A 25,066-nucleotide genomic window follows, 5' to 3' on the forward strand; every position below is an offset into this window, starting at 1 on the left:
TCCGGGTGAGGAGGAACAATGAAAGTAACAGTGCTTGGATGCGGCGCACTTGGTCAACTCTGGCTTAGCGCGCTATGCAAACAGGGACACAGCGTTCAGGGCTGGCTGCGTATTCCCCAGCCCTATTGCAGCGTGAACGTGATTGGAACCGACGGCTCCATTTTTAACGAGTCTTTGACGGCAAACGATCCGGAATTTCTCGCCAGCAGCGACCTGCTGCTGGTTACGCTGAAGGCCTGGCAGGTTTCCGATGCGGTGAAAAGCCTTGCCGCTCAGCTGCGTGAGAGCACGCCCATCCTGCTGATCCACAACGGAATGGGCACCATTGAAGAGCTGAAAGCCGTCCGTCAGCCGCTGCTGATAGGCACCACGACCCACGCGGCGCGTCGTGACGGTAACGTCATCATTCATGTTGCCAGCGGCGTCACCCATATCGGCCCGGCGCGTGAACAGCGCGGTGATTACAGCTACCTTGCGGATACCCTGCAAGGCACGTTGCCAGACGTCGCCTGGCACAATGCTATCCGCGCCGAACTGTGGCGCAAGCTGGCGGTAAACTGCGTGATTAACCCGCTTACCGCACTGTGGGATTGCCCCAACGGCGAGCTGCGCCATCATCCCGATGAGGTTGCGCTGATTTGCCGGGAGGTCGCCGCCGTGATTGAACGCGAAGGCCACCACACCTCCGAGGACGATTTACGCTATTATGTCGACCAGGTTATTGAGAGTACGGCAGAAAATATCTCCTCGATGTTGCAGGATATCCGGGCTATGCGGCATACCGAAATTGATTACATCACCGGTTATCTGTTAAAGCGTGCCTGGGCACACGGTATTACCGTTGCGGAAAACAGCCGTCTGTTTGAGTTAGTAAAACGAAAGGAGAGTGAGTATGAGCGCATCGGCACTGGTATGCCTCGCCCCTGGTAGCGAAGAGACGGAAGCGGTTACTGCCATTGATTTGATGGTACGTGGCGGCATTAAGGTGACGACCGCCAGCGTCGCCAGCGACGGAAGTCTGGCGATTACCTGCTCGCGCGGGGTGAAGATCCTGGCGGATGCACCGCTTGTACAGGTAGCGGACGGTGATTACGACATTATCGTTCTGCCGGGTGGCCTGAAGGGGGCAGAGTGTTTTCGCGACAGCCCGCTGCTGGTTGAAACCGTTCGCCAGTTTCACCTTTCCGGCCGCATCGTCGCGGCTATCTGCGCTGCCGCAGGTACGGTGCTGGTTCCGCACGACATTTTCCCCATCGGCAATATGACCGGTTTCCCTGGGCTAAAGGACACGATCCCGGAGGACCAGTGGGTGGATAAGCGTGTGGTCTGGGATCCGCGCGTTAACCTGCTCACCAGCCAGGGACCGGGCACCGCTATTGATTTTGGCTTAAAGATTATTGACCTGCTGGTCGGGCGCGAGAAAGCGTACGAGGTGGCGTCATCGTTAGTGATGGCGGCGGGAATTTATAATTATTACGAATGAAGCAAAACGGCAACCGCACAGGTTGCCGTTTTTAATGTTTGCGCCCTCTTCCCGTGGGAGAGGGTCGGGGTGAGGGCATCAAGCCGCTCCCCGACAATGAACTACGGGCGATACACCTTCACATTCGCAAAGCCCTGCTCGCGCAGGTACAGCGCCTGTAAGCGGCTCATCACACCGCGCTCACACCACAGCAGATAGGTTTTGCTCTGGTCGAGGTCGCCAAATTTGGTGCTCAGCTTGTAGAACGGCAGAGAAACCACCTCCACGCCATCCACCTGCAGCGGTTTGTCATCCTGCTCATCAACAGAGCGAATATCCAGAATCGCATCGTTAGCGCCGAAGCCGCTGACGGTTTCCACCTCAACCACGTCCTGCTCGGTCTGCTGGGCAATCTCGCGGATGTCGATGTTGGTCGCTTCCGCCACCACGTTGTCCAGGATGCTGAAATCGAAGTTCTCTTCTTCCGCTTCGATCTTCGCCTTCACCGCTTTCACGGTCGGGCTTTTTGAGATCACGCCGCAGTATTCCGGCATGGTGCGGGCAAAATCTTCGGTACCGATTTCGCGGGCCAGATCGATGATGTGCTCTTTATCGTGAGAAATCAGCGGACGCAGGATCAGGGTATCGGACACGTTGTCGATAAGACGCAGGTTGGTCAGCGTCTGGCTGGAGACCTGGCCCAGCGCTTCGCCGGTGACCAGCGCCTGCACGCCGTAGCGCTCGGCCACTTTGGATGCCGCGCGCACCATCATACGCTTGAGGATGACGCCCATCTGGCCGTCATCCACTTTTTCGAGGATTTCGCCCACCACCGGCTCAAAGTTAATTGCCACAAAACGCACGCGGTGGGAGCTACCGAAGCGGTTCCACAGGTAATGCGCCACCTGACGAACGCCGATTTCATGCGCCGCGCCGCCCAGGTTGAAGAAGCAGTAGTGCACGCGACAGCCGCGACGCATCAGCATATAGCTGGAGACGCCGGAGTCGAACCCGCCGGAGATCAGCGACAGCACATCTTCCTGCGTACCGATTGGGAAACCGCCAATACCCTCGTAACGGCCTTTTACCAGCAGCAGACGGTCGTTCTCGATCTCAAGGTTAACGGTCACGTCCGGATTCGTCAGACGCACGCGCGCCGTCTCAACGTGCTGGTTCAGACCGCCGCCGACGTAGCGCTCGACTTCAATCGAGCTAAACTCATGCTTACCGCGACGCTTCACGCGCACGCAGAAGGTTTTGCCTTCGATTTGGTCGCGGTACTGCACCAGCGCTTTTTCGAAGATGTCATGCATATCGGTGAACGGAACATCTTCCACTTCCAGGATATGGTGAATGCCCGGGATACGGGTCAGCGCGTCGCGGATATCCTGACGTTTGTTTTCGTCTTTCGCGCGGACTTCAACGTGGTCCCAGTGGCGCACCACGGCGAGGGTGTCGTCGTAGTGTTTTAATACGTTACGGATGTTCCCGGTGAGAATTTTAATAAAGCGCAAACGCACAGATTGGCTTTTGATGGTGATTTCAGGGAACAATTTAATGATAAACTTCATGGCGGCAATGTTTCTTAGGCAAGCGGTTGGGCTTGTAATGGAAAAGTACAGCAGCCCCTATAACCGAAGACTGCTTCCAGGCGCGCAAGTATACCACCATCGCGCGGCTCCTGTGCACATTGCGCGTTATTTGATAATTGCCCCGAGTCCGTTACCATGGCGGGGCTAAAAGATAAGAGTCAATTCACTATGCCGAAGAAGAACGACGCACCGGCCAGTTTCGAAACTGCGCTGAGTGAGCTTGAGCAGATTGTTACCCGCCTTGAGAGCGGCGATTTACCGCTGGAAGAGGCGCTAAACGAATTTGAACGCGGCGTGCAGCTAGCGCGCCAGGGGCAGGTAAAGCTTCAGCAGGCCGAGCAGCGCGTGCAGATCCTGCTTTCCGACAGCGAAGACGCTAAAACCACGCCATTCACACCGGACGCCGAGTAAATGGATTTTGCCAACGCGCTTCAGGCGCGCGTCGCTCGCGCCAACGACGCCCTGCGCCGTTTTATTGAGCCGCAGCCTTTTCAGAACACTCCACTGGTTGAAGCCATGCACTATGGCGCACTCTTGGGTGGTAAACGTCTGCGCCCGTTCCTCGTCTATGCCACGGGCAATATGTTCGGCATCAGCGATAACACGCTGGACGCCCCGGCAGCCGCCGTGGAGTGCATCCATGCCTACTCGCTGATCCATGACGATTTGCCGGCCATGGACGATGACGATTTGCGTCGCGGTCAGCCGACCTGCCATATCAAATTTGGCGAAGCGAATGCGATTCTGGCGGGTGATGCCCTGCAAACCCTGGCCTTCTCGATTCTGAGCGATGCGCCAATGGTTGAGGTAAGCGACCGCGATCGTCTGGCGATGGTGTCCGAACTGGCCATGGCCAGCGGCGTCGCCGGCATGTGCGGCGGTCAGGCGCTGGATTTAGAGGCTGAAGGTCGTCAGGTTAATCTGGAACAGCTGGAGCGTATTCACCGTCATAAAACGGGCGCACTGATTCGTGCAGCCGTTCGCCTGGGCGCACTGAGTGCGGGTGAACGCGGGCGGAAAGCCCTGCCGATTCTGGACAGATACGCAGAAAGTATCGGTCTGGCATTCCAGGTTCAGGATGACATTCTGGATGTGGTGGGCGATACTGCAACATTGGGAAAACGTCAGGGTGCGGATCAGCAGCTTGGCAAAAGTACCTACCCCGCCCTGCTGGGCCTTGAGCATGCCCAACGTAAAGCCCGGGATCTGATAGACGATGCCCGCCGCTCGCTGAACGAGCTGGCCGCGCAATCGCTGGATACCTCGGCACTGGAAGCGCTAGCGGACTACATAATCCAGCGTGATAAATAAACTATATATCTCGATGAGCCTTTGATGAGTTTTGATATTGCCAAATACCCGACACTGGCGTTAGTTGACTCCACTCAGGAGTTACGTCTGTTGCCGAAAGAGAGTCTGCCGAAGCTGTGTGACGAGCTGCGTCGCTACCTGCTCGACAGCGTTAGCCGCTCCAGCGGCCACTTCGCCTCCGGACTTGGCACGGTTGAGCTGACCGTGGCGTTGCATTACGTCTATAACACGCCGTTCGATCAGCTGATCTGGGATGTGGGCCACCAGGCCTACCCGCACAAAATTCTGACCGGTCGTCGCGATAAAATTGGCACCATTCGCCAGAAAGGTGGCCTGCACCCGTTCCCGTGGCGCGGTGAGAGCGAATATGACGTGCTCAGCGTCGGCCACTCCTCCACGTCCATTTCGGCGGGTATCGGTATTGCCGTTGCCGCCGAAAAGGAAAATAAGCAGCGCCGCACGGTCTGCGTGATTGGCGACGGGGCGATCACCGCCGGGATGGCCTTCGAGGCCATGAACCACGCGGGCGATATCAAGCCGGACATGCTGGTTATCCTCAACGATAACGAAATGTCGATCTCCGAGAACGTCGGCGCGCTGAACAACCACCTGGCGCAGCTGCTTTCCGGCAAGCTTTACTCCTCGCTGCGGGAAGGCGGTAAAAAAGTCTTCTCCGGCGTCCCGCCGATTAAAGAGCTGCTCAAGCGTACCGAAGAACACATCAAAGGCATGGTCGTGCCGGGTACGCTTTTTGAAGAGCTGGGCTTTAACTATATTGGCCCGGTTGACGGCCACGACGTGCTGGGTCTGGTGACGACGCTTAAGAACATGCGCGACCTGAAAGGCCCGCAGTTCCTGCACATCATGACCAAAAAGGGGCGTGGCTACGAGCCGGCGGAAAAAGATCCGATCACGTTCCACGCGGTACCAAAATTCGACCATACCAGCGGCTGTCTGCCGAAAAGCAGCGGCGGCATGCCGAGCTATTCAAAAATCTTCGGCGACTGGCTGTGCGAAACGGCGGCGAAAGACAACAAGCTGATGGCGGTCACGCCCGCCATGCGCGAAGGCTCCGGCATGGTGGAGTTTTCCAAAAAATACCCGGATCAGTACTTCGACGTTGCGATTGCCGAGCAGCATGCGGTCACCTTCGCGGCGGGCCTGGCGATTGGCGGATACAAACCGGTGGTGGCGATTTACTCCACGTTCCTGCAGCGCGCCTACGATCAGGTTATCCATGACGTTGCCATTCAGAAGCTGCCGGTGCTGTTTGCTATCGATCGCGCGGGCATCGTGGGGGCTGACGGCCAGACGCACCAGGGGGCGTTTGACCTCTCCTTCCTGCGCTGCATCCCGGACATGATTATCATGACGCCAAGCGACGAGAACGAGTGTCGTCAGATGCTCTTTACCGGCTACCACTATCAGGACGGCCCCTGCGCGGTGCGTTATCCGCGCGGCAATGCCCTGGGCGTTGAGCTTAAGCCGCTGGAAAAGCTGGACATCGGTAAAGGTCTGGTGAAGCGACGCGGCGAAAAAGTGGCGATTTTGAACTTTGGCACGCTGATGCCTGAAGCGGCAAAAGCCGCTGAAGCCCTGAATGCGACGCTGGTCGATATGCGCTTTGTGAAGCCGCTCGATGAATCGCTTATCCTGAGCATGGCGGAAAGCCACGACGTGCTGGTTACGCTGGAAGAGAACGCCATCATCGGTGGCGCGGGCAGCGGCGTTAACGAGGTGCTGATGGCGAACCGTAAGCTGGTTCCGGTGCTGAACCTCGGCCTGCCGGACCACTTCATTCCGCAAGGCACTCAGGACGAGGCGCGCGCGGACATTGGTCTGGATGCCGCCGGTATTGAAGCCAGAATCCGCAGCTGGCTGGCCTGATCCCTCCCCTTTTCTGCTCCTGCTATGCTTAAACGTATTGTTTAAACAGCAGGAGCGGAACCATGCAATACACGACATTAGGAAAAACGGACCTCAGGGTGTCCCGGCTTTGCCTGGGCTGCATGACGTTTGGCGAGCCTGACAGGGGAAACCACGCCTGGACGCTGCCGGAAGAGAGCAGCCGCCCCATAATCAAACGCGCCATTGACGGCGGCATTAACTTCTTTGATACCGCCAACAGCTACTCCGACGGCAGCAGCGAAGAGATCGTGGGCCGCGCCCTGCGGGATTTTGCCCGTCGGGATGAGGTAGTGGTCGCCACCAAGGTGTACTATCCGGTGGGCGACCTGGCCGAAGGCCTTTCGCGCGCGCAGATCCTGCGCTCCATTGATGACAGCCTCAGACGCCTGAACATGGATTACGTTGACCTGCTGCAAATCCACCGCTGGGACTACAACACCCCGATTGAAGAGACGCTTGAAGCGCTGAACGACGTCGTGAAGGCCGGTAAAGCGCGCTACATCGGCGCGTCGTCTATGCACGCGTCGCAGTTCGCTAAGGCGCTCGATCTCCAGGCGCAGCACGGCTGGGCACGCTTTGTCACCATGCAGGATCACTACAACCTACTCTATCGCGAAGAAGAGCGCGAGATGCTGCCGCTCTGCTATCAGGAAGGCGTGGCGGTGATCCCGTGGAGCCCGCTGGCGCGCGGACGTTTAACCCGCCCGTGGGGGGAGACCACGGCCCGCCTGGTGTCGGATGAAGTGGGGAAAAATCTGTACGACGCTACCGAAGCCAGCGATGCGCTAATTGCCGAACGCGTGGCCGGGATCGCCGACGATACCGGAGCAACCCGCGCCCAGGTGGCGCTGGCGTGGCTGCTGAGCAAGCGCGGCGTCGCCGCACCGATCGTGGGTACATCGCGGGAAGAACAGCTGGATGAGCTGCTGAGCGCGGTGGATTTATCGCTGACGCCGGAGCAGATTGCCGAGCTGGAGACGCCGTACCAGCAACATCCGGTGGTGGGGTTTAAGTAAGCAAACGCCGGGTAGCGCAGCGCTTACCCGGCGCTCAAAACATTCAGCCGAAGTGGTCGTACCCTTTCCAGTCGAGCGTAACCGGCGCGCCCTCACGGACAAACTGCAGACCTTCACTCTCCGGCATCACCTGCCCGATGCAGGTAAATTTCGCGCCCAGATGCGCTAACGCCACATCCAGCGTTCCGCGGTTCAGTTCTGGCACGGTGAAGCACAGCTCGTAATCTTCTCCGCCGGATAGCCCCCAGCGCAGCGCCTGTTCAGGCGCTGCATGGCGCAGCAGCTGCTCTGACAGCGGGAACAGGTCCAGATCGATACGCGCCCCCACGCCGCTGGCCTTGAGGATGTGGCCGAGATCGGAGATCAGCCCGTCAGACAGATCGATAGCCGAGCTGGCGCGCTCGCGCAGCGCCTGACCGTGCAGAATACGCGGCGTTGGGCGCAGGTGGCGCTTCACCAGGTATGCCGCATCGTCGGCGTCGTTAACCTTCAGGCGGTCCTGGAGGATCGCCAGCCCCGCCGCGCTGTCCCCCGGCGTACCGGTCACGTAGATCCAGTCGCCCGGTTTTGCACCCGAGCGCTTCAGCGCACGTCCCACCGGCACGTAGCCGTGGATCGCCAGGGTCATCGACAGCGGACCGGCCGTGGTATCACCGCCAATCAGCTGCATATCGTAATAGTTCAGCTGCTCAAACAGCGCATCGCTAAAGGCTTCAAGCCAGGCTTCATCCACCTCTGGCAGCGTCAGGGCCAGCGTCAGCCAGGCGGGATCGGCGCCCATTGCCGCCAGATCGCTGACGTTAACCGCCAGCGCTTTATATGCCAGATCTGCAGGAGCGATATCAGGTAAAAAATGACGTCCGCACACTAAGGTGTCGGTGCTGATTGCCAGCGTCTGTTTTTCGGGAACATTGAGAAGTGCACAGTCATCGCCAATGCCGGTTTCAACATCAAGACGAGAGGTTCTGACACGGTCGAAATAACGGGCAATCAGGGAGAATTCGCCGCATGCCATACGTTATGCCTCAGCAAATAAAAGAAAAAACCGGAGCCGCACTGCCCGTCAGGCAATGCAGGACTCCGGTTTGCGGATCACTTTTTGTGGGGACGGATCGCAGGTGCGGCTTTATCCAGCACGCCGTTAACAAATTTGTGGCTGTCTTCAGCGCCGAAGGTTTTCGCCAGCTCGATCGCTTCGTTGATGGCTACCTTGTACGGCACATCATCACGTTTTGACAGCTCAAACAGCGCGATACGCAACACTGCCTTTTCCACCTGACCCAGCTCTTCCAGCAGGCGGGACAGGTATGGCTTCATCAGACCATCGAGATACGCGCTATTAGTCGCCACTCCCGACAGCAGTTCACGGAAGTACAGAACGTCAACGTCTTTCACGTCCTGTTCTGACAGGAACTGGTATTCAACATCAGCGATGTCGTTCTGGGACAACTGCCAGGAGTAAAGTGCCTGGACGGCACATTCACGGGCGCGGCGACGAGCAGCAGGTTTCACGGAATTCCCCTTACAAAAAATCAGGCCTTAATGGCTTTCAATACATTGATCATTTCAAGCGCGGTCAGTGCAGCTTCTGCACCTTTGTTACCGGCTTTAGTGCCAGCACGTTCGATGGCTTGTTCAATACTTTCGGTAGTCAGCACGCCGAACGCGACAGGAATTTCAGCATCCTGTGCAACGTGTGCCAGACCATTGCTTGCACCGCCCGCAACGTACTCGAAGTGCGCAGTGCCGCCACGAATAACGGTACCCAGCGCAATCACGGCGTCGTATTTACCAGTTTTCGCCAGCGCGCCCGCTGCCAGTGGCAGTTCGTATGCACCTGGAACCCAAACAACGGTAATGTTGTCATCTTTAACCTGGCCGATACGTTTCAGGGCGTCAACCGCACCTTCCAGCAGGCTGTCGTTGATGAAGTTGTTGAAACGCGCAATGGTGATGGCGACGCGAGCGTCCGGGGTAGCTACAGCAGCTTCAATAATGTTCATACTCTTCCTTTACGGGTTCATTTGGCCCCGCAGGGGGGCGGATTTTATCATAATACTTTGCGCGCTGCTTCCCTATTTCGGGAGCAATTACGCTGTCGTTAAATGGAGGCAGACATCCGGACCCACCGGACGTATCTCGCTGAAGGCGAGTTGCGGTGCGTCGGCCAGTTTTTCAAGGCCGGGCAGCACAAACAGGCCGCGCGCGTCGTTCCCTAACAGTTTAGGTGCAAGGTAGACGATCAGCTCATCCACCAGCCCCGCCTGGAGCAGCGCGCCGGCGAGCGTCGGGCCCGCTTCGACCCAGATGCTGTTAACCTGCTGTTTGCCAAGCAGCATCATCAGCACCACCAAATCGAGATGCCCGTTGTGCTCCGGCACCATTATGCTGCGCACGCCTTCCGGCCACGCGCGCGTATCATCTTTAGTGCGCGCAATCCAGGTTTCACCCGGCTGCTGCACGATGCGGTGCTCCGGCGTCACGCGGTTCTGGCTATCGATGATAATGCGCAGCGGCTGGCGCAGGTTCTCCTGCGGATAAAGCGCCTGAGTATCGGAGTTCAGCTCGTCCCAGCGCACGGTCATGGCCGGATCGTCAGCCAGCACCGTTTCACTGCTGGTGAGAATAGCATGGCTTTGCGCGCGCAGACGTTGCACATCGCGCCTTGCCTGTGGCGATGTGATCCACTGGCTTTCACCGTTCGCCATCGCCGTACGGCCGTCCAGCGACGCGCCAAGCTTCAGCTGGATAAACGGGAAGCCGGTGCGCATACGCTTCAGGAAGCCTTTGTTGATCGCTTCCGCATCCTGCATCATCAGGCCGTGACTGACGTCGATCCCTTCCTGCTGCAGGCGATACAGGCCGCGCCCCGCCACCTGCGGGTTAGGATCCTGCATGGCGGCAACCACGCGCGAGACGCCAGCCGCAATCAGCGCTTCGCAGCACGGCGGCGTGCGCCCGTGGTGGCTGCACGGCTCAAGCGTAACGTAGGCCGTTGCGCCACGCGCTTTTTCTCCCGCCATGCGCAGGGCATGAACTTCGGCATGCGGCTCGCCCGCGCGGTAGTGAAAACCTTCCCCTACGATCTCGCCATTGTTCACAATAACGCACCCAACATTCGGGTTAGGGTGAGTGGTAAACCGACCGCGCTGCGCCAGCTTCATGGCTCGCGCCATGTACATCTCGTCCTGCATGGTCTTAATCCTGTAAGCGGGCGATCTCTTCGCCAAACTCTTTGATATCTTCAAAGCTACGGTAAACCGAGGCGAAGCGGATATAGGCGACTTTATCGAGCTTTTTCAGCTGCTCCATCACCAGATTACCGATCATTTTGCTCGGCACTTCGCGCTCGCCCAGCCCCCGCAGATAAGATTTAATATGGTTTAGCGCCATTTCGACGTCATCGGAGCTAACAGGCCGCTTCTCCAGCGCCTTGAGCATTCCGCTGCGCAATTTCTCTTCGTTGAACGGCTCGCGCACATCGTTACTTTTTACCACACGTGGCATCACCAGCTCTGCCACCTCGAAGGTGGTAAAACGCTCGTTGCACACCAGACACTGCCGACGACGGCGCACGGAAGACCCTTCGCCTACAAGACGTGAGTCGATGACTTTGGTATCCACAGCGGAGCAAAATGGGCAATGCATACGATGTCCCTGTTATCTGGTTAACTGATTTCTATTTTACCCTGAACTGGCCCGACAACAAAGGAAGAGCTTTTTGAGACAAAGGATCTATGCCTGAGCGCACTATCCTGTCTACCATTGCAACAATCTGTGATTTCAAGGAATTAAACGCAATGACAAGACGTTACCTGAAAATAGTGCTGCTGGGGAGCCTCTTCACGCTAAGCGCCTGCGCACAGCAAAGTGAAGTCCGCGAGATGAAACAGAGCGTGAATACGCTGAACGTAGCGATGGACAAGCTCAACAAGGAAACGGTGAAGATAACCCAGCAGAACGCGCTCAACGCGAAATCCAGCAACGGCGTTTATTTATTGCCAGGCGCAAATACGCCGGCCCGACTCAACAGCCAGATTGGCATGCTTAAAATGTCTCTGGTGAACGTTGCAGCCAACGCGGATGGTACGCGCGCAACACTGCGTATCCAGGGGGAGTCCAACGATCCGCTCCCGGCCTTTAGCGGCACCGTCGAGTGGGGGCAGATCCAGGGCACCACCGAAGATTACCAGGAAGTGAACGTGAAGAACCAGCTCTTCACCGCCCCGGCAAGCACCCTGGCGCCTAGCGACGTCGATATCCCCGTTCAGCTGAGCGGCCTCACTCCGGAACAGTTAGGCTTTATCCGCATTCACGATATTCAGCCCGCCGCGCAATAACCTCAGATCCGCAGCGGAGTGCAATGTCACTCCGCTAACATTTACACTCCGCAAAGATTGGCAACATAAATGATTGCCGCTACAATCCCGCCCGTCTAAAGTACGCAAACGTGAACGCAATCGATTACGTATGTGAGAGATATGTGAAACAACACATATTTTTGTGAGCAGGGATTCCTATAATAGGCTCCGCAGAAACACGAAATATTTAGAAACGCAATTCGCGCATTTTTCACTCCCGGAAGGGAATTTCAATCAGTGGCATGATTATGAAAAAAACATTACTCGCAGCCGGTGCAGTTCTGGCACTCTCCTCCTCTTTCGCCGCTAACGCAGCGGAGAATAACAAGCCAGAATACGTATCCGACTGGTGGCATCAGAGCGTTAACGTTGTAGGCAGCTATCACACCCGTTTCGGACCGCAGATCCGTAACGATACCTACCTGGAGTACGAAGCCTTCGCCAAGAAAGACTGGTTTGATTTCTATGGCTACATGGATGCGCCGGTATTCTTCGGTGGTAACACCGACGCGAAAGGTATCTGGAACCACGGTTCTCCGCTGTTCATGGAGATCGAACCGCGCTTCTCCATCGACAAACTGACCGGTACCAGCCTGGCGTTTGGTCCGTTCAAAGAGTGGTATTTCGCGAACAACTATATCTACGATATGGGCCGCAATAAGTCCGGTCGCCAGAGCACCTGGTATATGGGTCTGGGCACCGACGTTGATACCGGCCTGCCAATGAGCCTGTCCCTGAACGTGTATGCAAAATACCAGTGGCAGAACTACGGCGCAGCGAACGAAAACGAGTGGGATGGCTACCGTTTCAAGGTGAAATATTTCGTGCCAATCACCCAGCTGTGGGGCGGCAACCTGAGCTACATTGGCTTCACCAACTTTGACTGGGGCTCAGACCTGGGCGACAACGATTTCCGTGACCTGAACGGTAAGAAAGCGCGTACCAACGACTCCATCGCCTCCAGCCACATCCTGGCGCTGAACTACGATCACTGGCACTACTCTGTTGTTGCGCGTTACTGGCACAACGGTGGTCAGTGGAACGACGATGCGAGCCTGAACTTCGGCAACGGCGACTTCAGCGTTCGTTCTACCGGCTGGGGTGGTTACCTGGTCGTGGGTTACAACTTCTAACCCGTGCAGTATTGCGCCCTCGCCTCTTCCACGGGAGAGGGCGCAAGCACAAAAAACGGCAACATCGTTGCCGTTTTGCTTTTACCTCGCCACCCGGCTTTTACTGCTTAACCTTGCGCAAAAAATCCGCCAGCGACCTGTCCGCGCTTTCGCTAAACCGTCTTTCCGTCTGCGCAATATTAAGGCATCTGTCGAGACGGAAGCAGCGATAGTCATTGCGCCGCTCGCACCACGCGGCCAGCAGCCAGTGCTCGCCCCAAAAGAACAGCCCCAGCGGCTGAACCTCACGCCGGCTTAACTGCCCGGCCTCATCACGATAGTGCAGCGCCAGCACGCGCTGAGCGGAGATGGCCTGGTGAATCAGGTCGAAGCCGCTACGCGAGTGCTGCTGTAGCGCAATTTCCGGGGCATAAATCCGCGTCTGTTCGGCCCTGCGGCGACACTCCTCCGGCAGGATCGCCAGCACTTTTTCCTGCGCCGACTCAAGCTCTCGCGACAGTAACTCCCCGCCCCAGGTCTTGAGCAGACGGATCGCCACCATTAGCGCCTCGGACTCCTTGTTGGTCAGCATTAGCGGCGGCAAATCAAAGCCCGACATCAGGCGATATCCGCTTCCCGCCTCGCCTTCTACCGGTACGCCAGACAGCGACAGGTCGCGGATATCGCGGTAAATCGTGCGTCCAGATACGCCCAGCCTTTCTGCCAGATGCGCCGCCGTTGTCAGTCTCCTGCCCCGCAGGATTTGCACAATCTGAAATAAACGGTCAGCGCGTCGGGTCATCGTGTTTGTTGCTCTCAGGCCGGTTGATGAAGGCCGACGCGATTGCCTTCGCTGTCGGTAAACAGGGCGATAGTGCCAATACCGTCTGGCAATTCCAGCGGGCCAAACACGCACTCGCCGCCCGCGGAAGCGATACGATCGAGCGTGGCCGCCAGGCTGTCAGTGTGCAGATAAATAATAGCGCCCTGAGAGGACGGCGTAATACCATCAAATTTTGCCAGCGCGCCGCCGGTGGCGGGATCCTCATGCGGGAAAATCGCCAGTTCCGCCACGTCCATCTTTTCGCGACGCAGCGCAACCTGCATCACCGGCTCGTAGAATTTGATGGCGCGGTCCATGTCGACGACGGGAATTTCAAACCAGTTAATCACACTTTTCATACTTCCTCCTGCCTGCTGTTAGGGTTCAGAGGGAGTCTACGCCAGGGCTCCTGACAGCATACTGTCAGGAGTATTTATCCGGTTAAGGTAAAAAAAATCCCGGCCAACAGGCCGGGATTTCGATACCGCATAAGACGTTGCCTTACGGCAGAATTGACGGCTGATCCGCCCCTTCTTTCTCGACCTTCTGCTGGATCAGATGCTCGCGCTTCATGCCCAGCTTCAGCGCCAGCGCGGACGCCACGTAGATAGATGAGGCCGTACCGATAGAAACACCGATCAGCATGGTCAGCGAGAAGCCTTCCAGCACCGGGCCACCGAACAGGAACAGCATCAGGATCACCATCAACGTGGTGCCGGAGGTGATCAACGTACGGTGCAGCGTCTGGGTCAACGACACGTTAAAGATTTCGTACGGCGTACCGCGACGGATCTTACGGAAGTTTTCACGAATACGGTCAGATACCACGATGCTGTCGTTCAGTGAGTAACCGATAACGGACATCAGGGATGCCACAATCGTCAGGTCAATCTCAATGTGGAACAGGGACAGTATGCCCATGGTAATGACCACGTCGTGCGCCAGGGCGATAACCACGCCTGCCGCCAGTCGCCACTCAAAGCGGAAACCGACGTAAATCAGGATCGAGATCAGCGCCACCAGCAGCGCCATCGCACCGGTCTGCGCCAGGTCTGCACCGACGCTCGGGCCGACAAACTCGATACGCTTAACCGTTGCATCCTGGCTGGTCGTTTCGTTAATAACCTGCACGACCTTGCTGCCCAGCTCCTGGCTGCCGTTAGCATCGTGTACCGGCGGCATACGCACCATGATGTCGCGGCTGCTGCCGAAGTTCTGCAACAGCGGCTCTTCAAAGCCCGCTTTTTGCAGCGACTCGCGCATCTGGTCCATATCGACCGGTTTTTCCAGGGTAATTTCAATCACCGTACCACCGGTGAAATCAAGCCCCCAGTTAAAGCCCTTCACGCCCATAATGACGATGGACAAAATCAGCAGAAAACCTGAAATGCCGAAGGCCCAGTAGTCCCAGCGCATAAAGTCCCAGACTTTACGGCCATGGTTCAATTGTTCAACAGTATATTCCTGTGCCACAACGCACTCCTCAGATAGACAGCTTTTTGACGCGCTTGCCGCCGTACAGCAGGTTCACGATGGCACGGGTGCCGACAATAGCGGTAAACATCGACGTTGCGACACCGATACCGGTTGTAATCGCAAAGCCTTTGATCGCGCCAGTACCCACTGCATACAGGATAAGAACCTTAATCAGTGTTGTTACGTTCGCATCAAAGATGGAGCTGAACGCCCCTTTGTAGCCTTCTTCAATCGCCTGCTGTACAGAGCGACCGTTGCTCAGCTCTTCTTTGATACGCTCGTTTATCAGTACGTTGGCGTCGACCGCCACCGCAAGGGTTAGCACGATACCCGCTATACCCGGCATGGTTAGCGTCGCCCTGGTAGCAGGGACATGATACCGATGATCAGCACCAGGTTGGCAATCAGCGCGGACGTCGCGATCAGGCCGAACTTCTTGTAGAAGAAGATCATGAAGATGATGGACACCGCCAGACCAGCCAGACACGCTTCCAGACCCTGTTTGATGTTCTGCATACCCAGGGTTGGACCAATCGTACGTTCTTCAACAATCTGAATTGGCGCAATCAGCGCACCGGCACGCAGCAGCAGAGAAAGCTGACGCGCTTCGTTCGGGTTGCTGATACCGGTAATGCGGAAGCTGTTACCCAGACGAGACTGGATGTTGGCGATGTTAATCACCTCTTCCTCTTTCACCAGCACCGCGCGACCATTAGCATCTTTTTTACCGCTGTCTTTGTACTCCACGAACAGGGTCGCCATCGGCTTACCGATATTGTCCTTGGTGAAGTTAGACATGATGTTACCACCCGCGCTATCCAGCGAGATGTTAACCTGCGGCTGGTTGTACTCATCCTGGCTTGAAGTGGAGTCGGTGATATGGTCACCGGTCAGGATCACGCGCTTGTACAGCACAACAGGCTGGCCTTCGCGGGTCTGTTTCACTTCGGAATCGCCCGGCACACGGCCTGAGGCCGCAGCAGCCTGATCGACGTTGGAGTTAACCAGACGGAACTCCAGGGTCGCCGTCGCGCCCAGAATCTCTTTCGCCCGCGCGGTATCCTGGATACCCGGCAGTTCAACCACGATACGGTCAGCACCCTGACGCTGTACCAGCGGCTCAGCCACGCCCAGCTGGTTTACACGGTTACGCAGAATGTTGATGTTCTGCTGAACGGCGTATTCACGCGCTTCGCTCAGACGCGCATCCGTCATTACCGCACGCAGCTGGTTGCTGCCCTGAGAGGTGATGACCAGATCGCGGTGACGCTGGGTCAGATAAGTTACAGCCTGATCGCGCGCCGCGCTGTCGCGGAACGTGATGCTCATGCCGTAGTTATCTTCTTTACGGACGGTGGTGTACGGAATGCCTTTATCGCGCAGGTCGCTGCGCAGGCTATCGATATTTTGTTCCTGCAGCTTGCCGAGGGCGGTATCCATATCCACTTCCATCAGGAAGTGAACGCCACCACGCAGGTCAAGACCGAGTTTCATTGGCTCTGCGTTCAGCGCAGCCAGCCAACGTGGGGTTGCAGGAGCAAGGTTAAGCGCCACGACGTATTTATCACCCAGCACGCCCATCAGCGCTTCACGTGCGCGGAGCTGCGTGTCGGTGGTGTCGAAGCGAGCAAGAATTGCGCCCTCTTCCAGTGCCACAGACTTAGCGGTAATTTTTTCTTCTTGTAACGTTTTCTGGACCTGGATCAGCGTTTGCTCACTGGCGGCGACACCGCGCGCGCCAGTGATTTGAACGGCCGGATCCTCACCATACAGGTTGGGAAGCGCGTACAGCAGGCCGACGATAATCACGACGACCAGCATGATGTACTTCCACAAAGGATAACGGTTTAACACGGCAGTTCCCTTTGGGAAAAGTTGGGATTACAGCGCCTTCATGGTGCCTTTCGGCAGAACGGCAGCTACGAAGTCACGTTTGATAACCACTTCAGTGGTGTCGTTGAGGGCGATAGCAATGTAGCCGTTTTCCGCTACTTTGGTTACGCGACCTACCAGGCCACCATTGGTCAGGACCTCATCGCCTTTCGCGATGGAGTTCATCAGGTTTTTGTGCTCTTTAGTACGCTTCTGCTGTGGACGCAGGATCATGAAGTAGAAGATCAGACCGAACACAACCAGCATCAGAATCAGTGACATTGGGCTGCCCTGCGCTGGTGCACCCGTTGCTGCTACCGCATCAGAAATAAAAAAGCTCATTCAAATTCCCTCATTATTAAAATTAATCAACGTTCAACGGTGGAACATCCCGCCCCTGACGTTGGTAGAAATCGGTCACGAAGCTCTCTAATTTACCCTCTTCGATAGCCTTACGTAAACCAGCCATTAAGCGCTGATAATAACGAAGATTATGAATGGTATTGAGTCGCGCGCCCAAAATCTCGTTGCAACGATCGAGATGATGCAGATACGCGCGAGAATAATTGCGACAGGTATAGCAATCGCACTCGGAATCGAGCGGGCTGGTGTCACTCTTATGCTTCGCGTTACGGATTTTCACCACGCCATCGGTAACGAACAGATGACCGTTACGTGCATTTCGTGTTGGCATGACGCAGTCGAACATATCAATGCCGCGACGTACGCCTTCAACCAGATCTTCCGGTTTGCCCACACCCATCAGGTATCGTGGTTTATCCGCCGGGATTTGCGGGCAGACATGCTCCAGAATGCGGTGCATATCTTCCTTCGGCTCACCCACAGCCAAACCGCCGACAGCGTAGCCATCAAAGCCTATCTCTACCAGACCTTTAACGGAGATATCGCGTAAATCTTCGTAAACGCTGCCCTGAATAATGCCGAACAGCGCATTTTTGTTCTGCAGGGAGTCAAAACGGTCGCGGCTACGCTTCGCCCAGCGCAGGGACATCTCCATTGAGCGTTTCGCGTAGTCCCAGTCCGCCGGGTATGGCGTGCATTCGTCGAAGATCATCACGATATCGGAGCCGAGATCGTACTGAATCTCCATTGATTTTTCCGGATCGAGGAAGATCGGATCGCCGTTGATCGGGTTACGGAAGTGTACGCCCTGCTCGGTGATCTTGCGGATATCGCCCAGGCTGAAGACCTGGAAACCGCCGGAATCGGTCAGGATCGGGCCTTTCCATTGCATGAAGTCGTGCAGGTCGCCGTGGAGCTTCATGATCTCCTGACCCGGACGCAGCCACAGGTGGAACGTGTTGCCGAGAATGATCTGTGCGCCAGTGGCTTCCACCTCTTCCGGCGTCATCCCTTTTACGGTGCCGTAAGTGCCCACAGGCATAAACGCGGGGGTTTCAACCACGCCGCGATCAAACACCAGGCGACCGCGACGCGCGCGGCCATCGGTGGTATCGAGTTCAAATTTCATTTTTTCTCCGACGTCAGAAAAACAGTCCAACGTTGTAACACGGTGCCGCGGACTTATTCCCCGACACGCTCATTCAAAGCCTGCGGATTGTACGTGATAAACATCGCGTCACCGTAGCTAAAAAAGCGATATTTTTGTTCTACCGCAGACTTGTAGGCATTCATCGTATGCTGATAACCCGCAAATGCGGAGACCAGCATAATCAGCGTAGATTCAGGCAGATGGAAGTTGGTCACCAGCGCATCAATCACTTTGTACTGATAGCCCGGGTAGATAAAGATCTGCGTATCGCCAAAGAACGGCTCGATCAAACCGCTTTTCGCGGCCTGCGCGGCGCTCTCAAGGGAACGTACCGACGTCGTACCGACGGCCACGACGCGGCTGCCGCGCGCTTTCGCCGCCAGCACCGCATCCACCACCTCCTGCGGCACTTCGGCGTACTCAGAGTGCATGATGTGGTCTTCAATGCTGTCCACGCGTACCGGCTGGAACGTCCCCGCACCGACGTGCAGCGTGACAAACGCCATCTCGATGCCTTTCGCGCGCAGTTTTTCCAGCAGCGGTTCATCAAAGTGCAGGCCTGCCGTCGGCGCCGCGACCGCGCCAGGCTTCTGGCTGTAGACGGTCTGGTACAGCTCGCGGTCGGCCTCTTCGTCCGGGCGCTCAATGTACGGCGGCAGCGGCATGTGGCCGATGGTGTTGAGGATATCAAGCACCGTGCGCTCGTCGTTGAACTCCACCTCGAACAGCGCATCGTGACGCGCGGTCATGGTCGCTTTGATGCTCTCGTCATCGCCCAGCAGCAGCTCAGCGCCCGGCTTCGGCGCTTTGGAGGCGCGAATATGTGCCAGAATACGTTTATCATCGAGCATACGTTCGACCAGCACCTCAATCTTGCCGCCGCTGGCTTTACGGCCAAACAGACGCGCCGGGATCACGCGGGTATTGTTAAAGACCAGCAGATCGCCAGGGTTGAGCTTGTCGAGCAGATCGGTGAAAGTACCGTGCGTCAGCGCGCCCGTTGGCCCGTCAAGTGACAGCAAGCGACAGCTGCTACGCTCAGGCATGGGGTAGTGAGCAATCAGGGATTCAGGTAGTTCAAAGGAGAAATCGGCGACGCGCATGACGTATACTCGTGACTTAAAAACAGGCGGCATAGTCTAGTGCTCACACCCATTTGCTGCAACAACTAGCCGCCACCGGACAAATAAAACGCATGAATTTTCTCGCTCACCTGCATCTCGCTCACCTCGCGGACAGCTCCCTTTCCGGCAATTTGCTGGCCGATTTCGTGCGCGGCAACCCTGCTGACGCCTATTCCCCGGAGGTTGTCGACGGGATTTTTATGCATCGCCGCATCGACGTGCTGACCGACAACCTGCCGGAAGTGACCGAAGCCAAAGCCTGGTTCCGTCCCGAAACGCGCCGCGTTGCGCCGATTACCCTTGACGTGATGTGGGATCATTTCCTCTCGCGCCACTGGGAACGGCTTTCGCCAGAGATGCCGTTACCCGAATTTGTGCGCTATGCCCGTCAGCAGGTAGCGATCATTCTGCCTGACTCGCCGCCGCGCTTCGTAAATCTCAATAATTACCTGTGGTCGGAACGCTGGCTGGAGCGTTACCGCGAGATGGATTTCATTCAGAACGTGCTCAACGGCATGGCCAGCCGCCGCCCGCGTCTTGACGCGCTGCGCGACTCCTGGCACGACCTGGACGAACATTATGACGCGCTGGAAACGCGCTTCTGGCAGTTCTACCCGCGCATGATGGCGCAGGCAAAAAACAAGCAGCTCTGAGCGCGTTTTCATTGATAGGTAAAAGCTGGCGGAACGATTGTCATCACCTCTTTGTCTTATGAGCGAACACTCTCTATACTGGGCCGCGTTGCGTTCCAAATAACCTTAGTATCTACAGGAGAATCATATGGTTCTGGTAACTCGTCCGGCTCCGGATTTTACGGCTGCAGCAGTTCTGGGCAACGGTGAAATCGTTGAAAACTTCAACTTCAAACAGCACACCAACGGTAAAGCGACCGTTCTGTTCTTCTGGCCAATGGACTTTACCTTCGTTTGCCCGTCTGAGCTGATCGCGTTCGACAAACGTTACGAAGAATTCCAGAAGCGTGGCGTGGAAGTGGTTGGCGTCTCCTTCGACTCTGAATTTGTACACAACGCATGGCGTAACACCCCTGTCGACAAAGGCGGCATCGGTGCGGTGAAATACGCGATGGTTGCGGACATCAAGCGCGAAATTCAGCAGGCTTACGGTATCGAACATCCGGACGCTGGCGTTGCGCTGCGTGGTTCTTTCCTGATCGACGCCAACGGCATCGTTCGTCACCAGGTTGTGAACGACCTGCCGCTGGGTCGTAACGTTGACGAAATGCTGCGCATGGTTGACGCGCTCCAGTTCCACGAAGAGCACGGTGAAGTGTGCCCGGCTCAGTGGGAAAAAGGTAAAGAAGGTATGGCTGCTTCCCCGGACGGCGTGGCTAAATACCTGTCTGAGAACGTATCCAGCCTGTAATCGGCACGGTTTACGGAAGAGGCCCGCTTATGCGGGCCTTTTTTTATGCTTTACGCTGCGTCTCTCGCCAGATGCGCCAGGCCATGCCCGCCAGCAGGATCACGCCCGCAATCAGCACGCCCCACACCAGCAGCGTGTTCATCCTGCTCGCCCGTTCGGCCGCAGAGGTGGCGGTCAGACGAGCCTCGCCGCCTAAGGCGACATTGTCCTTAAGATCGGCCTGCGGCAGGTTCGCCATATCATACGTTTTACGCAGCGCGGCAGGGATCAGCATGTCAGGCTCCACGCCGGCAGGTTTTGCAGCCCCGTTTCCCCATGCGAGGAGGTACGGCGCTTTTCCCTGCGCGTTAAACACCAGGTCATAGCGGTCGCGATACCCGATGACGCCCGGCAGGTATTCCGGCAGTCGCGCATTCAGCGTCGTGATTTTCACCGCCTGCACCAGGCCTCCGCTAAGCGAAACGGGTGGAGAGGTTTTGCCCTCCAGACGGTAAAGCACCTCTTTTTTCAGAGGATGCCATTTGTCCGTCTCCGTACTCCGCCACGCTATCTCTACGGGAAGGACGCCGTCGCCATTCAGTAAGATACTGACCGCACGCAGCGGCTGCGGCCGCGCCCAGCGCCACTGCGCTTCGCTTGTCGATAGCTGCTCCCCTTTCCCCTCAAGATCGTTCGTTTCCGGCGCCGCCTGCGCGGGAGCGCCGATCGCATTTACGCCGGTCAGGGTTATTCCGGGGCTCTGCGCGTTCAGCACCACCATGAGATAGCGATTCGCGTCAGGAGATAAAACCGTATCAATATCGATCCGATCGAGCTTAAGACGATCCTCGCCGCTAGCGACGTCCAGCAGGGGCATATCTTCGCGCAGGGTATACCAGCGCTTAAGATCCTCACTGTAATAAACCGACGCCGTTCCCTGCCACGGCGTCTGAGGGGTATTCCAGAGCAGCTGAAGCTGGGACAGGGCAACCTCACCCGTAGCCTGCTCCGGCAGGGTCAGCAGATAATGCCGCCCGGCTGCGGCGGCTTTTTGCCCTTCCAGCACAATCTCAACGCCGTTTCGGGAACGGAGCAGGATTTTATCGCGGTCCTCGTCCCCTCGCGCAGGCGCCAGCGGCGAGGCATCCAGAGGAAAGAGGCGCAGCGCCGTGGTTTGCACCGACGGCTGCGGACGCGTCGCGGCGACCAGGCTGAAGGGAACCGGCTCGCCCGACTGATTAAAGACGCGAACGTCCTGCAGTTCCGGCGACGTGCTCTGCGCATACACGGCGAGCGGCAGCATCACCCGATACCACTGGGAAGGGACAGACGTATCCAGCGAAAGACCGAAGGCATAATCCCGCGGCGATTCCGTCTGCACCTCGTCGCAGAACGCCGGGCCTGCAAGCGCCAGCAGCGCGGTACAGGCTACCGCTTTCATCCATTTCATTTTTCTTCTCCTGCTTTTGGCGGTAGTGGCGAGAAATAGCCCACAATCAGCACCAGGATCGCCACGCCGATAAACGCGACGGCGCGCGACAGGCCGCCGCCGCCCGCGCTGTCTACGAGCATCAGCTTGAGCATGACCACGCCCAGCAGCGCCGCACCGCAGAGCCACTCCTGCCGGGCGGCCCGGCGGGTAGCGCGGATCATGACCACCAGCGCGCACAACATCCAGAACAGGGCAAACGTGGTCTGGATAAGCCGCGAATCCCACAGCGACGCCATATTCCATGCCACCTCGCCGTACCACGCCAGCGCGCGCAGCAGCGCGCCGTTAAGCCACCAGAAGCCAAACGCCATCAGCATGACGGCGGGCCACGGGCGGGACTGCGCGAGCGATGCCGGGCAATAGCGATCCACGGCCCGATAAAACACCACCAGCCCCAGCAGCGCAAACGCGGCCCCTTCCTCAAGCGGGTTTACCAGCGGCAGCCAGGCTTGACCATAAACCACACCGTCCTGGAAATTGGTCACCACCAGCAGTACCAGCAGCGCTACGACCACGGGGATCGGTGCCACGCACGCATACAGCGCAGGCCACTCCCGGAACGGCCACCCGCGACGCCGCACCGCCGCAGAGAGCGCCATAATCACCGCACCGCCAGCGGCCATGGCCAGCCCACAGCCCCAGGCCAGCATGCCCCACGGCAACGATCGGGAAAACCAGTAAAGCTCAGCGGCCAGCGCCAGTAAAATCATCCACAGCAGCGAAAGATGCAGCCCCATTGAGAGACGCGGCAGGAGAACTTCTCCGTCACGCCGCAATAGCAGCAGCGCGGAAGGCAGCGCAACACACCAGGCCAGATTTGCCCAGCCGGCGGCAAAGACCTGCTGGTGCGAGAGCTGATAGCCCAACATCAGCAGCATTACCGGCCACAGCAGCCATTTGCTTCCATCCAGCTCCCGCCACGCCAGACGAGCGGCCACCTGCCGCCAGCCCCAGACCGACGCCGCCGCCAGCGCCAGCACGCCCGCCAGAATCGATAGCTCCTGCTTCAGCAACAGCTGCGATGCGCCCAGCAGCGCGACTAACCAGAACAGCAGCCCGCCGGCCAGCAGCGCCCAGCTGACCGGCAGCACATAACGCCGCCACAGCCAGGCCGCAGCCAGCCAGCTAAGGCTGAGAATGGCGAAGATCAGCAGCAGGCTCAGCGACGTAACGCCGTCCCTCTGCGCCCACAGCGCGCTGCCGAGCGCCAGCACCAGCAGCGCCGTCCCGCTATAGCTCATGCGCCTTTGCTGCTGCTGGATCCCCAGCCAGAGGATGCCCAGCCCTTCCAGCGCCCAGGCCATTGCCGTCCAGCGCGCCGACAGCGCCAGCGGGATGGCGAGCGTCGCGAATCCTCCGCCGATGGCCAGCGCCGCCATCACCAGCGGCCGCCCGACTGACGGATAGCGCCGCAGCGCGAGGAACGCCAGCGAGAGGTAAAACGCCCCATACCCCAGCGCGCCGAGCGCCGGGCCGTATGTCCAGTGCGACGTCATGCCGTACTGCATTCCAAATCCAACAAGCGGCGGCGCAAACAGCAGTACGCCGTCAATAATCTGTTTACCTTTTTCCTGCGCCCGCAGCGACAGCGCTACGCTAAACACGCCGAAAATAAGCGTATTGGCAATCAGGAACAGCTGGCAGATAACGTAGTCATCAGGCTGATAGTCGCTCAGCCCCCACCATCCCCCCACGCCAAACGTAAAGAGCAGCCCGAGCAGGTTGAGCTCGCGCCAGTGCTGCCAGATGCTGATGGCGAGAATGCCGATAGAGAGCAGGAGATAGAAGGAGAACAGCGCCACAAAGCTTCCCCCTCCCGTCGACAGCAGCAGCGGTGCAAGGTACCCGCCGAGGCTCGCCAGCATGGCAAGGCTCAGCGCCCTTTGCAGCACGGCCAGCCCGACGCTCGCCGCGCAAATCACCACCAGCAGCGCAAACGCCAGGGTCATCGGCAACATTTGCCAGAGCCGGAACGCGCCAAAGACGGTCAGGTAGAGCACGCCGGTTGCGCCGCCCTGAAGAATAAGGGCATAGATCCGCTGCCTGTGCCGCAGCCGCCATCCGACGGCCAGCAGGACCATGGCAAACAGCGCCGTAACTGCAAGGCGCAGCTCAAGCGGAAACAGTGAATGTTCGACGGTATAGCGCAGCAGGAAAGAGAGGCCGAGGAAGAGCAGCACAATCCCCAGCTTCGCCAGCGGATTGCCCTGCATAAACCAGCGCGTCAGTGAAGACAGGATACCGCCAAAGGCGGAGGGCCGTTTCGGGGCCGGTGCCGGCGCTGGTTTTGCCTCAGTAACAGGCGGCCCGGGGCGCCAGGGATCGACGGGCAAAGACTCGACCGCTGCCGCCGGAGCAGGCTCCGCCACCGGCGCGGCGGGCTGCACCGTTTCCGGCGCGTAATCAGCCGCGCCGCGCTGCTCAAGCGCCTCAATGCGCTGGCGTAGCCGGACGATCTCCTGCTGCGCCGCCGTGCTTCGGTTAAAGCCTATAACCGCAAGCACGGGCGCCACCAGCAGCGCAAAAACCAGGAACAAACAGCCAAGGATGTAAAGCTCGTCCATGTTTCCACCTTCACCGTAAACGATCCGTTAAGATTGACACAAATAGTTGCATTTGCGCCATCTAAAAGGTGAAAACCG

Annotated in this window: 24 protein-coding genes and 1 pseudogene; 10 read left to right on the forward strand and 15 right to left on the reverse strand. The window is 57.8% G+C overall.

Going from position 1 to position 25,066, the window contains the following annotated elements:
- Nucleotides 1–18: 18 nt before the first annotated feature.
- Entirely contained in the window at nt 19–930 is a 912-nt protein-coding gene (gene panE, locus MOQ06_RS12990) for a 2-dehydropantoate 2-reductase (RefSeq protein ID WP_242173428.1), read from the forward strand.
- Nucleotides 893–1,483: a protein deglycase YajL gene (gene yajL, locus MOQ06_RS12995; protein WP_176611053.1), complete on the forward strand. Its 591-nt coding sequence runs from the start codon at nt 893–895 to the stop codon at nt 1,481–1,483. The genes panE and yajL overlap by 38 nt, the downstream gene beginning before the upstream one ends.
- A 101-nt stretch (nt 1,484–1,584) precedes the next feature.
- Here yajL and thiI read toward each other — a convergent pair whose 3' ends face one another.
- Nucleotides 1,585–3,033 (reverse strand): tRNA uracil 4-sulfurtransferase ThiI, encoded by a 1,449-nt coding sequence (thiI, locus tag MOQ06_RS13000; RefSeq protein WP_148420274.1) that lies wholly within the window; start codon nt 3,031–3,033, stop codon nt 1,585–1,587.
- A gap of 189 nt (nt 3,034–3,222) precedes the next feature.
- On the opposite strand from thiI, the gene xseB reads away from it, so the two are divergent.
- From xseB to MOQ06_RS13020, 4 genes are all read left to right on the forward strand, one after another.
- Nucleotides 3,223–3,465: an exodeoxyribonuclease VII small subunit gene (gene xseB, locus MOQ06_RS13005; RefSeq protein ID WP_008503331.1), complete on the forward strand. Its 243-nt coding sequence runs from the start codon at nt 3,223–3,225 to the stop codon at nt 3,463–3,465.
- Nucleotides 3,466–4,365, forward strand: coding sequence for a (2E,6E)-farnesyl diphosphate synthase (ispA, locus tag MOQ06_RS13010; RefSeq protein WP_148420272.1), 900 nt, complete (start codon nt 3,466–3,468; stop codon nt 4,363–4,365).
- Nucleotides 4,366–4,389: 24 nt separating this feature from the next.
- Nucleotides 4,390–6,252 (forward strand): 1-deoxy-D-xylulose-5-phosphate synthase, encoded by a 1,863-nt coding sequence (dxs, locus tag MOQ06_RS13015; RefSeq protein WP_242173430.1) that lies wholly within the window; start codon nt 4,390–4,392, stop codon nt 6,250–6,252.
- A 62-nt stretch (nt 6,253–6,314) separates the two neighbouring features.
- Nucleotides 6,315–7,289 carry an aldo/keto reductase gene (locus MOQ06_RS13020; RefSeq protein WP_242173432.1) on the forward strand — a complete coding sequence of 325 codons (975 nt, stop codon included), beginning with the start codon at nt 6,315–6,317 and terminating at the stop codon, nt 7,287–7,289.
- A 43-nt stretch (nt 7,290–7,332) separates the two neighbouring features.
- Here the strand turns inward: MOQ06_RS13020 and thiL are convergent, their stop codons facing one another.
- The 5 genes from thiL to nrdR form a co-directional block, all read right to left on the reverse strand.
- Entirely contained in the window at nt 7,333–8,304 is a 972-nt protein-coding gene (gene thiL / locus MOQ06_RS13025; RefSeq protein ID WP_148420269.1) for a thiamine-phosphate kinase, read from the reverse strand.
- A gap of 77 nt (nt 8,305–8,381) precedes the next feature.
- Nucleotides 8,382–8,801 (reverse strand): transcription antitermination factor NusB, encoded by a 420-nt coding sequence (gene nusB / locus MOQ06_RS13030; RefSeq protein ID WP_006809908.1) that lies wholly within the window; start codon nt 8,799–8,801, stop codon nt 8,382–8,384.
- A gap of 20 nt (nt 8,802–8,821) precedes the next feature.
- Nucleotides 8,822–9,292: a 6,7-dimethyl-8-ribityllumazine synthase gene (gene ribE / locus MOQ06_RS13035; RefSeq protein WP_003859098.1), complete on the reverse strand. Its 471-nt coding sequence runs from the start codon at nt 9,290–9,292 to the stop codon at nt 8,822–8,824.
- An 87-nt stretch (nt 9,293–9,379) separates the two neighbouring features.
- The gene (gene ribD, locus MOQ06_RS13040) at nt 9,380–10,483 is read right to left on the reverse strand and encodes a bifunctional diaminohydroxyphosphoribosylaminopyrimidine deaminase/5-amino-6-(5-phosphoribosylamino)uracil reductase RibD (RefSeq protein WP_148420268.1); all 1,104 of its coding nucleotides are present in this window, start codon (nt 10,481–10,483) and stop codon (nt 9,380–9,382) included.
- A gap of 4 nt (nt 10,484–10,487) precedes the next feature.
- Nucleotides 10,488–10,937, reverse strand: a complete 450-nt coding sequence (gene nrdR / locus MOQ06_RS13045) for a transcriptional regulator NrdR (protein ID WP_003859099.1) — start codon at nt 10,935–10,937, stop codon at nt 10,488–10,490.
- Nucleotides 10,938–11,089: 152 nt separating this feature from the next.
- On the opposite strand from nrdR, the gene MOQ06_RS13050 reads away from it, so the two are divergent.
- Both MOQ06_RS13050 and MOQ06_RS13055 read left to right on the forward strand, forming a co-directional pair.
- The gene (locus MOQ06_RS13050) at nt 11,090–11,629 is read left to right on the forward strand and encodes a DUF3251 domain-containing protein (RefSeq protein WP_176611059.1); all 540 of its coding nucleotides are present in this window, start codon (nt 11,090–11,092) and stop codon (nt 11,627–11,629) included.
- A 269-nt stretch (nt 11,630–11,898) separates the two neighbouring features.
- On the forward strand, nt 11,899–12,783 hold the full coding sequence (locus MOQ06_RS13055; protein ID WP_148420266.1) for a nucleoside-specific channel-forming protein Tsx: 885 nt from the start codon (nt 11,899–11,901) through the stop codon (nt 12,781–12,783).
- Between the two features lie 100 nt (nt 12,784–12,883).
- On the opposite strand, the gene MOQ06_RS13060 is transcribed toward MOQ06_RS13055, so the two are convergent.
- The 7 genes and pseudogenes from MOQ06_RS13060 to queA all read right to left on the reverse strand — a co-directional run bounded on the left by MOQ06_RS13060 (nt 12,884) and on the right by queA (nt 19,549).
- Nucleotides 12,884–13,564, reverse strand: a complete 681-nt coding sequence (locus MOQ06_RS13060) for a YafY family protein (protein WP_242173434.1) — start codon at nt 13,562–13,564, stop codon at nt 12,884–12,886.
- A 14-nt stretch (nt 13,565–13,578) separates the two neighbouring features.
- Complete coding sequence (locus tag MOQ06_RS13065) at nt 13,579–13,944, reverse strand: VOC family protein (RefSeq protein WP_148420264.1); 366 nt, start codon at nt 13,942–13,944, stop codon at nt 13,579–13,581.
- A gap of 142 nt (nt 13,945–14,086) precedes the next feature.
- A complete protein-coding gene (gene secF, locus MOQ06_RS13070; protein WP_003859105.1) occupies nt 14,087–15,058 on the reverse strand; it encodes a protein translocase subunit SecF in 972 nt (323 codons plus the stop codon).
- Between the two features lie 10 nt (nt 15,059–15,068).
- Nucleotides 15,069–16,915: pseudogene (gene secD, locus MOQ06_RS13075) on the reverse strand (protein translocase subunit SecD).
- Between the two features lie 27 nt (nt 16,916–16,942).
- Nucleotides 16,943–17,275 carry a preprotein translocase subunit YajC gene (yajC, locus tag MOQ06_RS13080; protein WP_003859109.1) on the reverse strand — a complete coding sequence of 111 codons (333 nt, stop codon included), beginning with the start codon at nt 17,273–17,275 and terminating at the stop codon, nt 16,943–16,945.
- Between the two features lie 22 nt (nt 17,276–17,297).
- Nucleotides 17,298–18,425, reverse strand: coding sequence for a tRNA guanosine(34) transglycosylase Tgt (gene tgt, locus MOQ06_RS13085; RefSeq protein WP_003859110.1), 1,128 nt, complete (start codon nt 18,423–18,425; stop codon nt 17,298–17,300).
- Nucleotides 18,426–18,478: 53 nt separating this feature from the next.
- Entirely contained in the window at nt 18,479–19,549 is a 1,071-nt protein-coding gene (gene queA / locus MOQ06_RS13090) for a tRNA preQ1(34) S-adenosylmethionine ribosyltransferase-isomerase QueA (RefSeq protein WP_148420260.1), read from the reverse strand.
- Nucleotides 19,550–19,641: 92 nt separating this feature from the next.
- Here queA and acpH point away from each other — a divergent pair, with 92 nt between their 5' ends.
- Both acpH and MOQ06_RS13100 read left to right on the forward strand, forming a co-directional pair.
- Nucleotides 19,642–20,223, forward strand: a complete 582-nt coding sequence (acpH, locus tag MOQ06_RS13095; RefSeq protein ID WP_193355680.1) for an ACP phosphodiesterase — start codon at nt 19,642–19,644, stop codon at nt 20,221–20,223.
- Nucleotides 20,224–20,350: 127 nt separating this feature from the next.
- A complete protein-coding gene (locus tag MOQ06_RS13100) occupies nt 20,351–20,953 on the forward strand; it encodes a peroxiredoxin C (RefSeq protein ID WP_148420258.1) in 603 nt (200 codons plus the stop codon).
- 43 nt (nt 20,954–20,996) lie between these two features.
- On the opposite strand, the gene MOQ06_RS13105 is transcribed toward MOQ06_RS13100, so the two are convergent.
- Nucleotides 20,997–22,382 carry a DUF3999 family protein gene (locus MOQ06_RS13105; RefSeq protein WP_242173436.1) on the reverse strand — a complete coding sequence of 462 codons (1,386 nt, stop codon included), beginning with the start codon at nt 22,380–22,382 and terminating at the stop codon, nt 20,997–20,999.
- Nucleotides 22,379–24,988: a DUF2339 domain-containing protein gene (locus MOQ06_RS13110; RefSeq protein WP_242173438.1), complete on the reverse strand. Its 2,610-nt coding sequence runs from the start codon at nt 24,986–24,988 to the stop codon at nt 22,379–22,381. The genes MOQ06_RS13105 and MOQ06_RS13110 overlap by 4 nt, the downstream gene beginning before the upstream one ends.
- Between the last annotated feature and the right edge of the window lie 78 nt (nt 24,989–25,066).

It is taken from the genome of Enterobacter sp. I4 (assembly GCF_022669095.1).
Lineage (GTDB): Bacteria > Pseudomonadota > Gammaproteobacteria > Enterobacterales > Enterobacteriaceae > Enterobacter > Enterobacter pasteurii.

Excerpts from the sequence above, each read along its gene's own strand:
- queA (WP_148420260.1), bottom strand. The coding sequence starts at position 19,549 with ATGCGCGTCGCCGATTTCTCCTTTGAACTACCTGAATCCCTGATTGCT.
- tgt (WP_003859110.1), bottom strand. The coding sequence starts at position 18,425 with ATGAAATTTGAACTCGATACCACCGATGGCCGCGCGCGTCGCGGTCGC.
- MOQ06_RS13020 (WP_242173432.1), top strand. The coding sequence starts at position 6,315 with ATGCAATACACGACATTAGGAAAAACGGACCTCAGGGTGTCCCGGCTT.
- MOQ06_RS13050 (WP_176611059.1), top strand. The coding sequence starts at position 11,090 with ATGACAAGACGTTACCTGAAAATAGTGCTGCTGGGGAGCCTCTTCACG.
- MOQ06_RS13110 (WP_242173438.1), bottom strand. The coding sequence starts at position 24,988 with ATGGACGAGCTTTACATCCTTGGCTGTTTGTTCCTGGTTTTTGCGCTG.
- MOQ06_RS13100 (WP_148420258.1), top strand. The coding sequence starts at position 20,351 with ATGGTTCTGGTAACTCGTCCGGCTCCGGATTTTACGGCTGCAGCAGTT.
- MOQ06_RS13055 (WP_148420266.1), top strand. The coding sequence starts at position 11,899 with ATGAAAAAAACATTACTCGCAGCCGGTGCAGTTCTGGCACTCTCCTCC.
- MOQ06_RS13105 (WP_242173436.1), bottom strand. The coding sequence starts at position 22,382 with ATGAAATGGATGAAAGCGGTAGCCTGTACCGCGCTGCTGGCGCTTGCA.
- MOQ06_RS13060 (WP_242173434.1), bottom strand. The coding sequence starts at position 13,564 with ATGACCCGACGCGCTGACCGTTTATTTCAGATTGTGCAAATCCTGCGG.
- MOQ06_RS13065 (WP_148420264.1), bottom strand. The coding sequence starts at position 13,944 with ATGAAAAGTGTGATTAACTGGTTTGAAATTCCCGTCGTCGACATGGAC.
- nrdR (WP_003859099.1), bottom strand. The coding sequence starts at position 10,937 with ATGCATTGCCCATTTTGCTCCGCTGTGGATACCAAAGTCATCGACTCA.
- yajL (WP_176611053.1), top strand. The coding sequence starts at position 893 with ATGAGCGCATCGGCACTGGTATGCCTCGCCCCTGGTAGCGAAGAGACG.
- xseB (WP_008503331.1), top strand. The coding sequence starts at position 3,223 with ATGCCGAAGAAGAACGACGCACCGGCCAGTTTCGAAACTGCGCTGAGT.
- thiI (WP_148420274.1), bottom strand. The coding sequence starts at position 3,033 with ATGAAGTTTATCATTAAATTGTTCCCTGAAATCACCATCAAAAGCCAA.
- ispA (WP_148420272.1), top strand. The coding sequence starts at position 3,466 with ATGGATTTTGCCAACGCGCTTCAGGCGCGCGTCGCTCGCGCCAACGAC.
- dxs (WP_242173430.1), top strand. The coding sequence starts at position 4,390 with ATGAGTTTTGATATTGCCAAATACCCGACACTGGCGTTAGTTGACTCC.
- thiL (WP_148420269.1), bottom strand. The coding sequence starts at position 8,304 with ATGGCATGCGGCGAATTCTCCCTGATTGCCCGTTATTTCGACCGTGTC.
- yajC (WP_003859109.1), bottom strand. The coding sequence starts at position 17,275 with ATGAGCTTTTTTATTTCTGATGCGGTAGCAGCAACGGGTGCACCAGCG.
- ribD (WP_148420268.1), bottom strand. The coding sequence starts at position 10,483 with ATGCAGGACGAGATGTACATGGCGCGAGCCATGAAGCTGGCGCAGCGC.
- panE (WP_242173428.1), top strand. The coding sequence starts at position 19 with ATGAAAGTAACAGTGCTTGGATGCGGCGCACTTGGTCAACTCTGGCTT.
- ribE (WP_003859098.1), bottom strand. The coding sequence starts at position 9,292 with ATGAACATTATTGAAGCTGCTGTAGCTACCCCGGACGCTCGCGTCGCC.
- acpH (WP_193355680.1), top strand. The coding sequence starts at position 19,642 with ATGAATTTTCTCGCTCACCTGCATCTCGCTCACCTCGCGGACAGCTCC.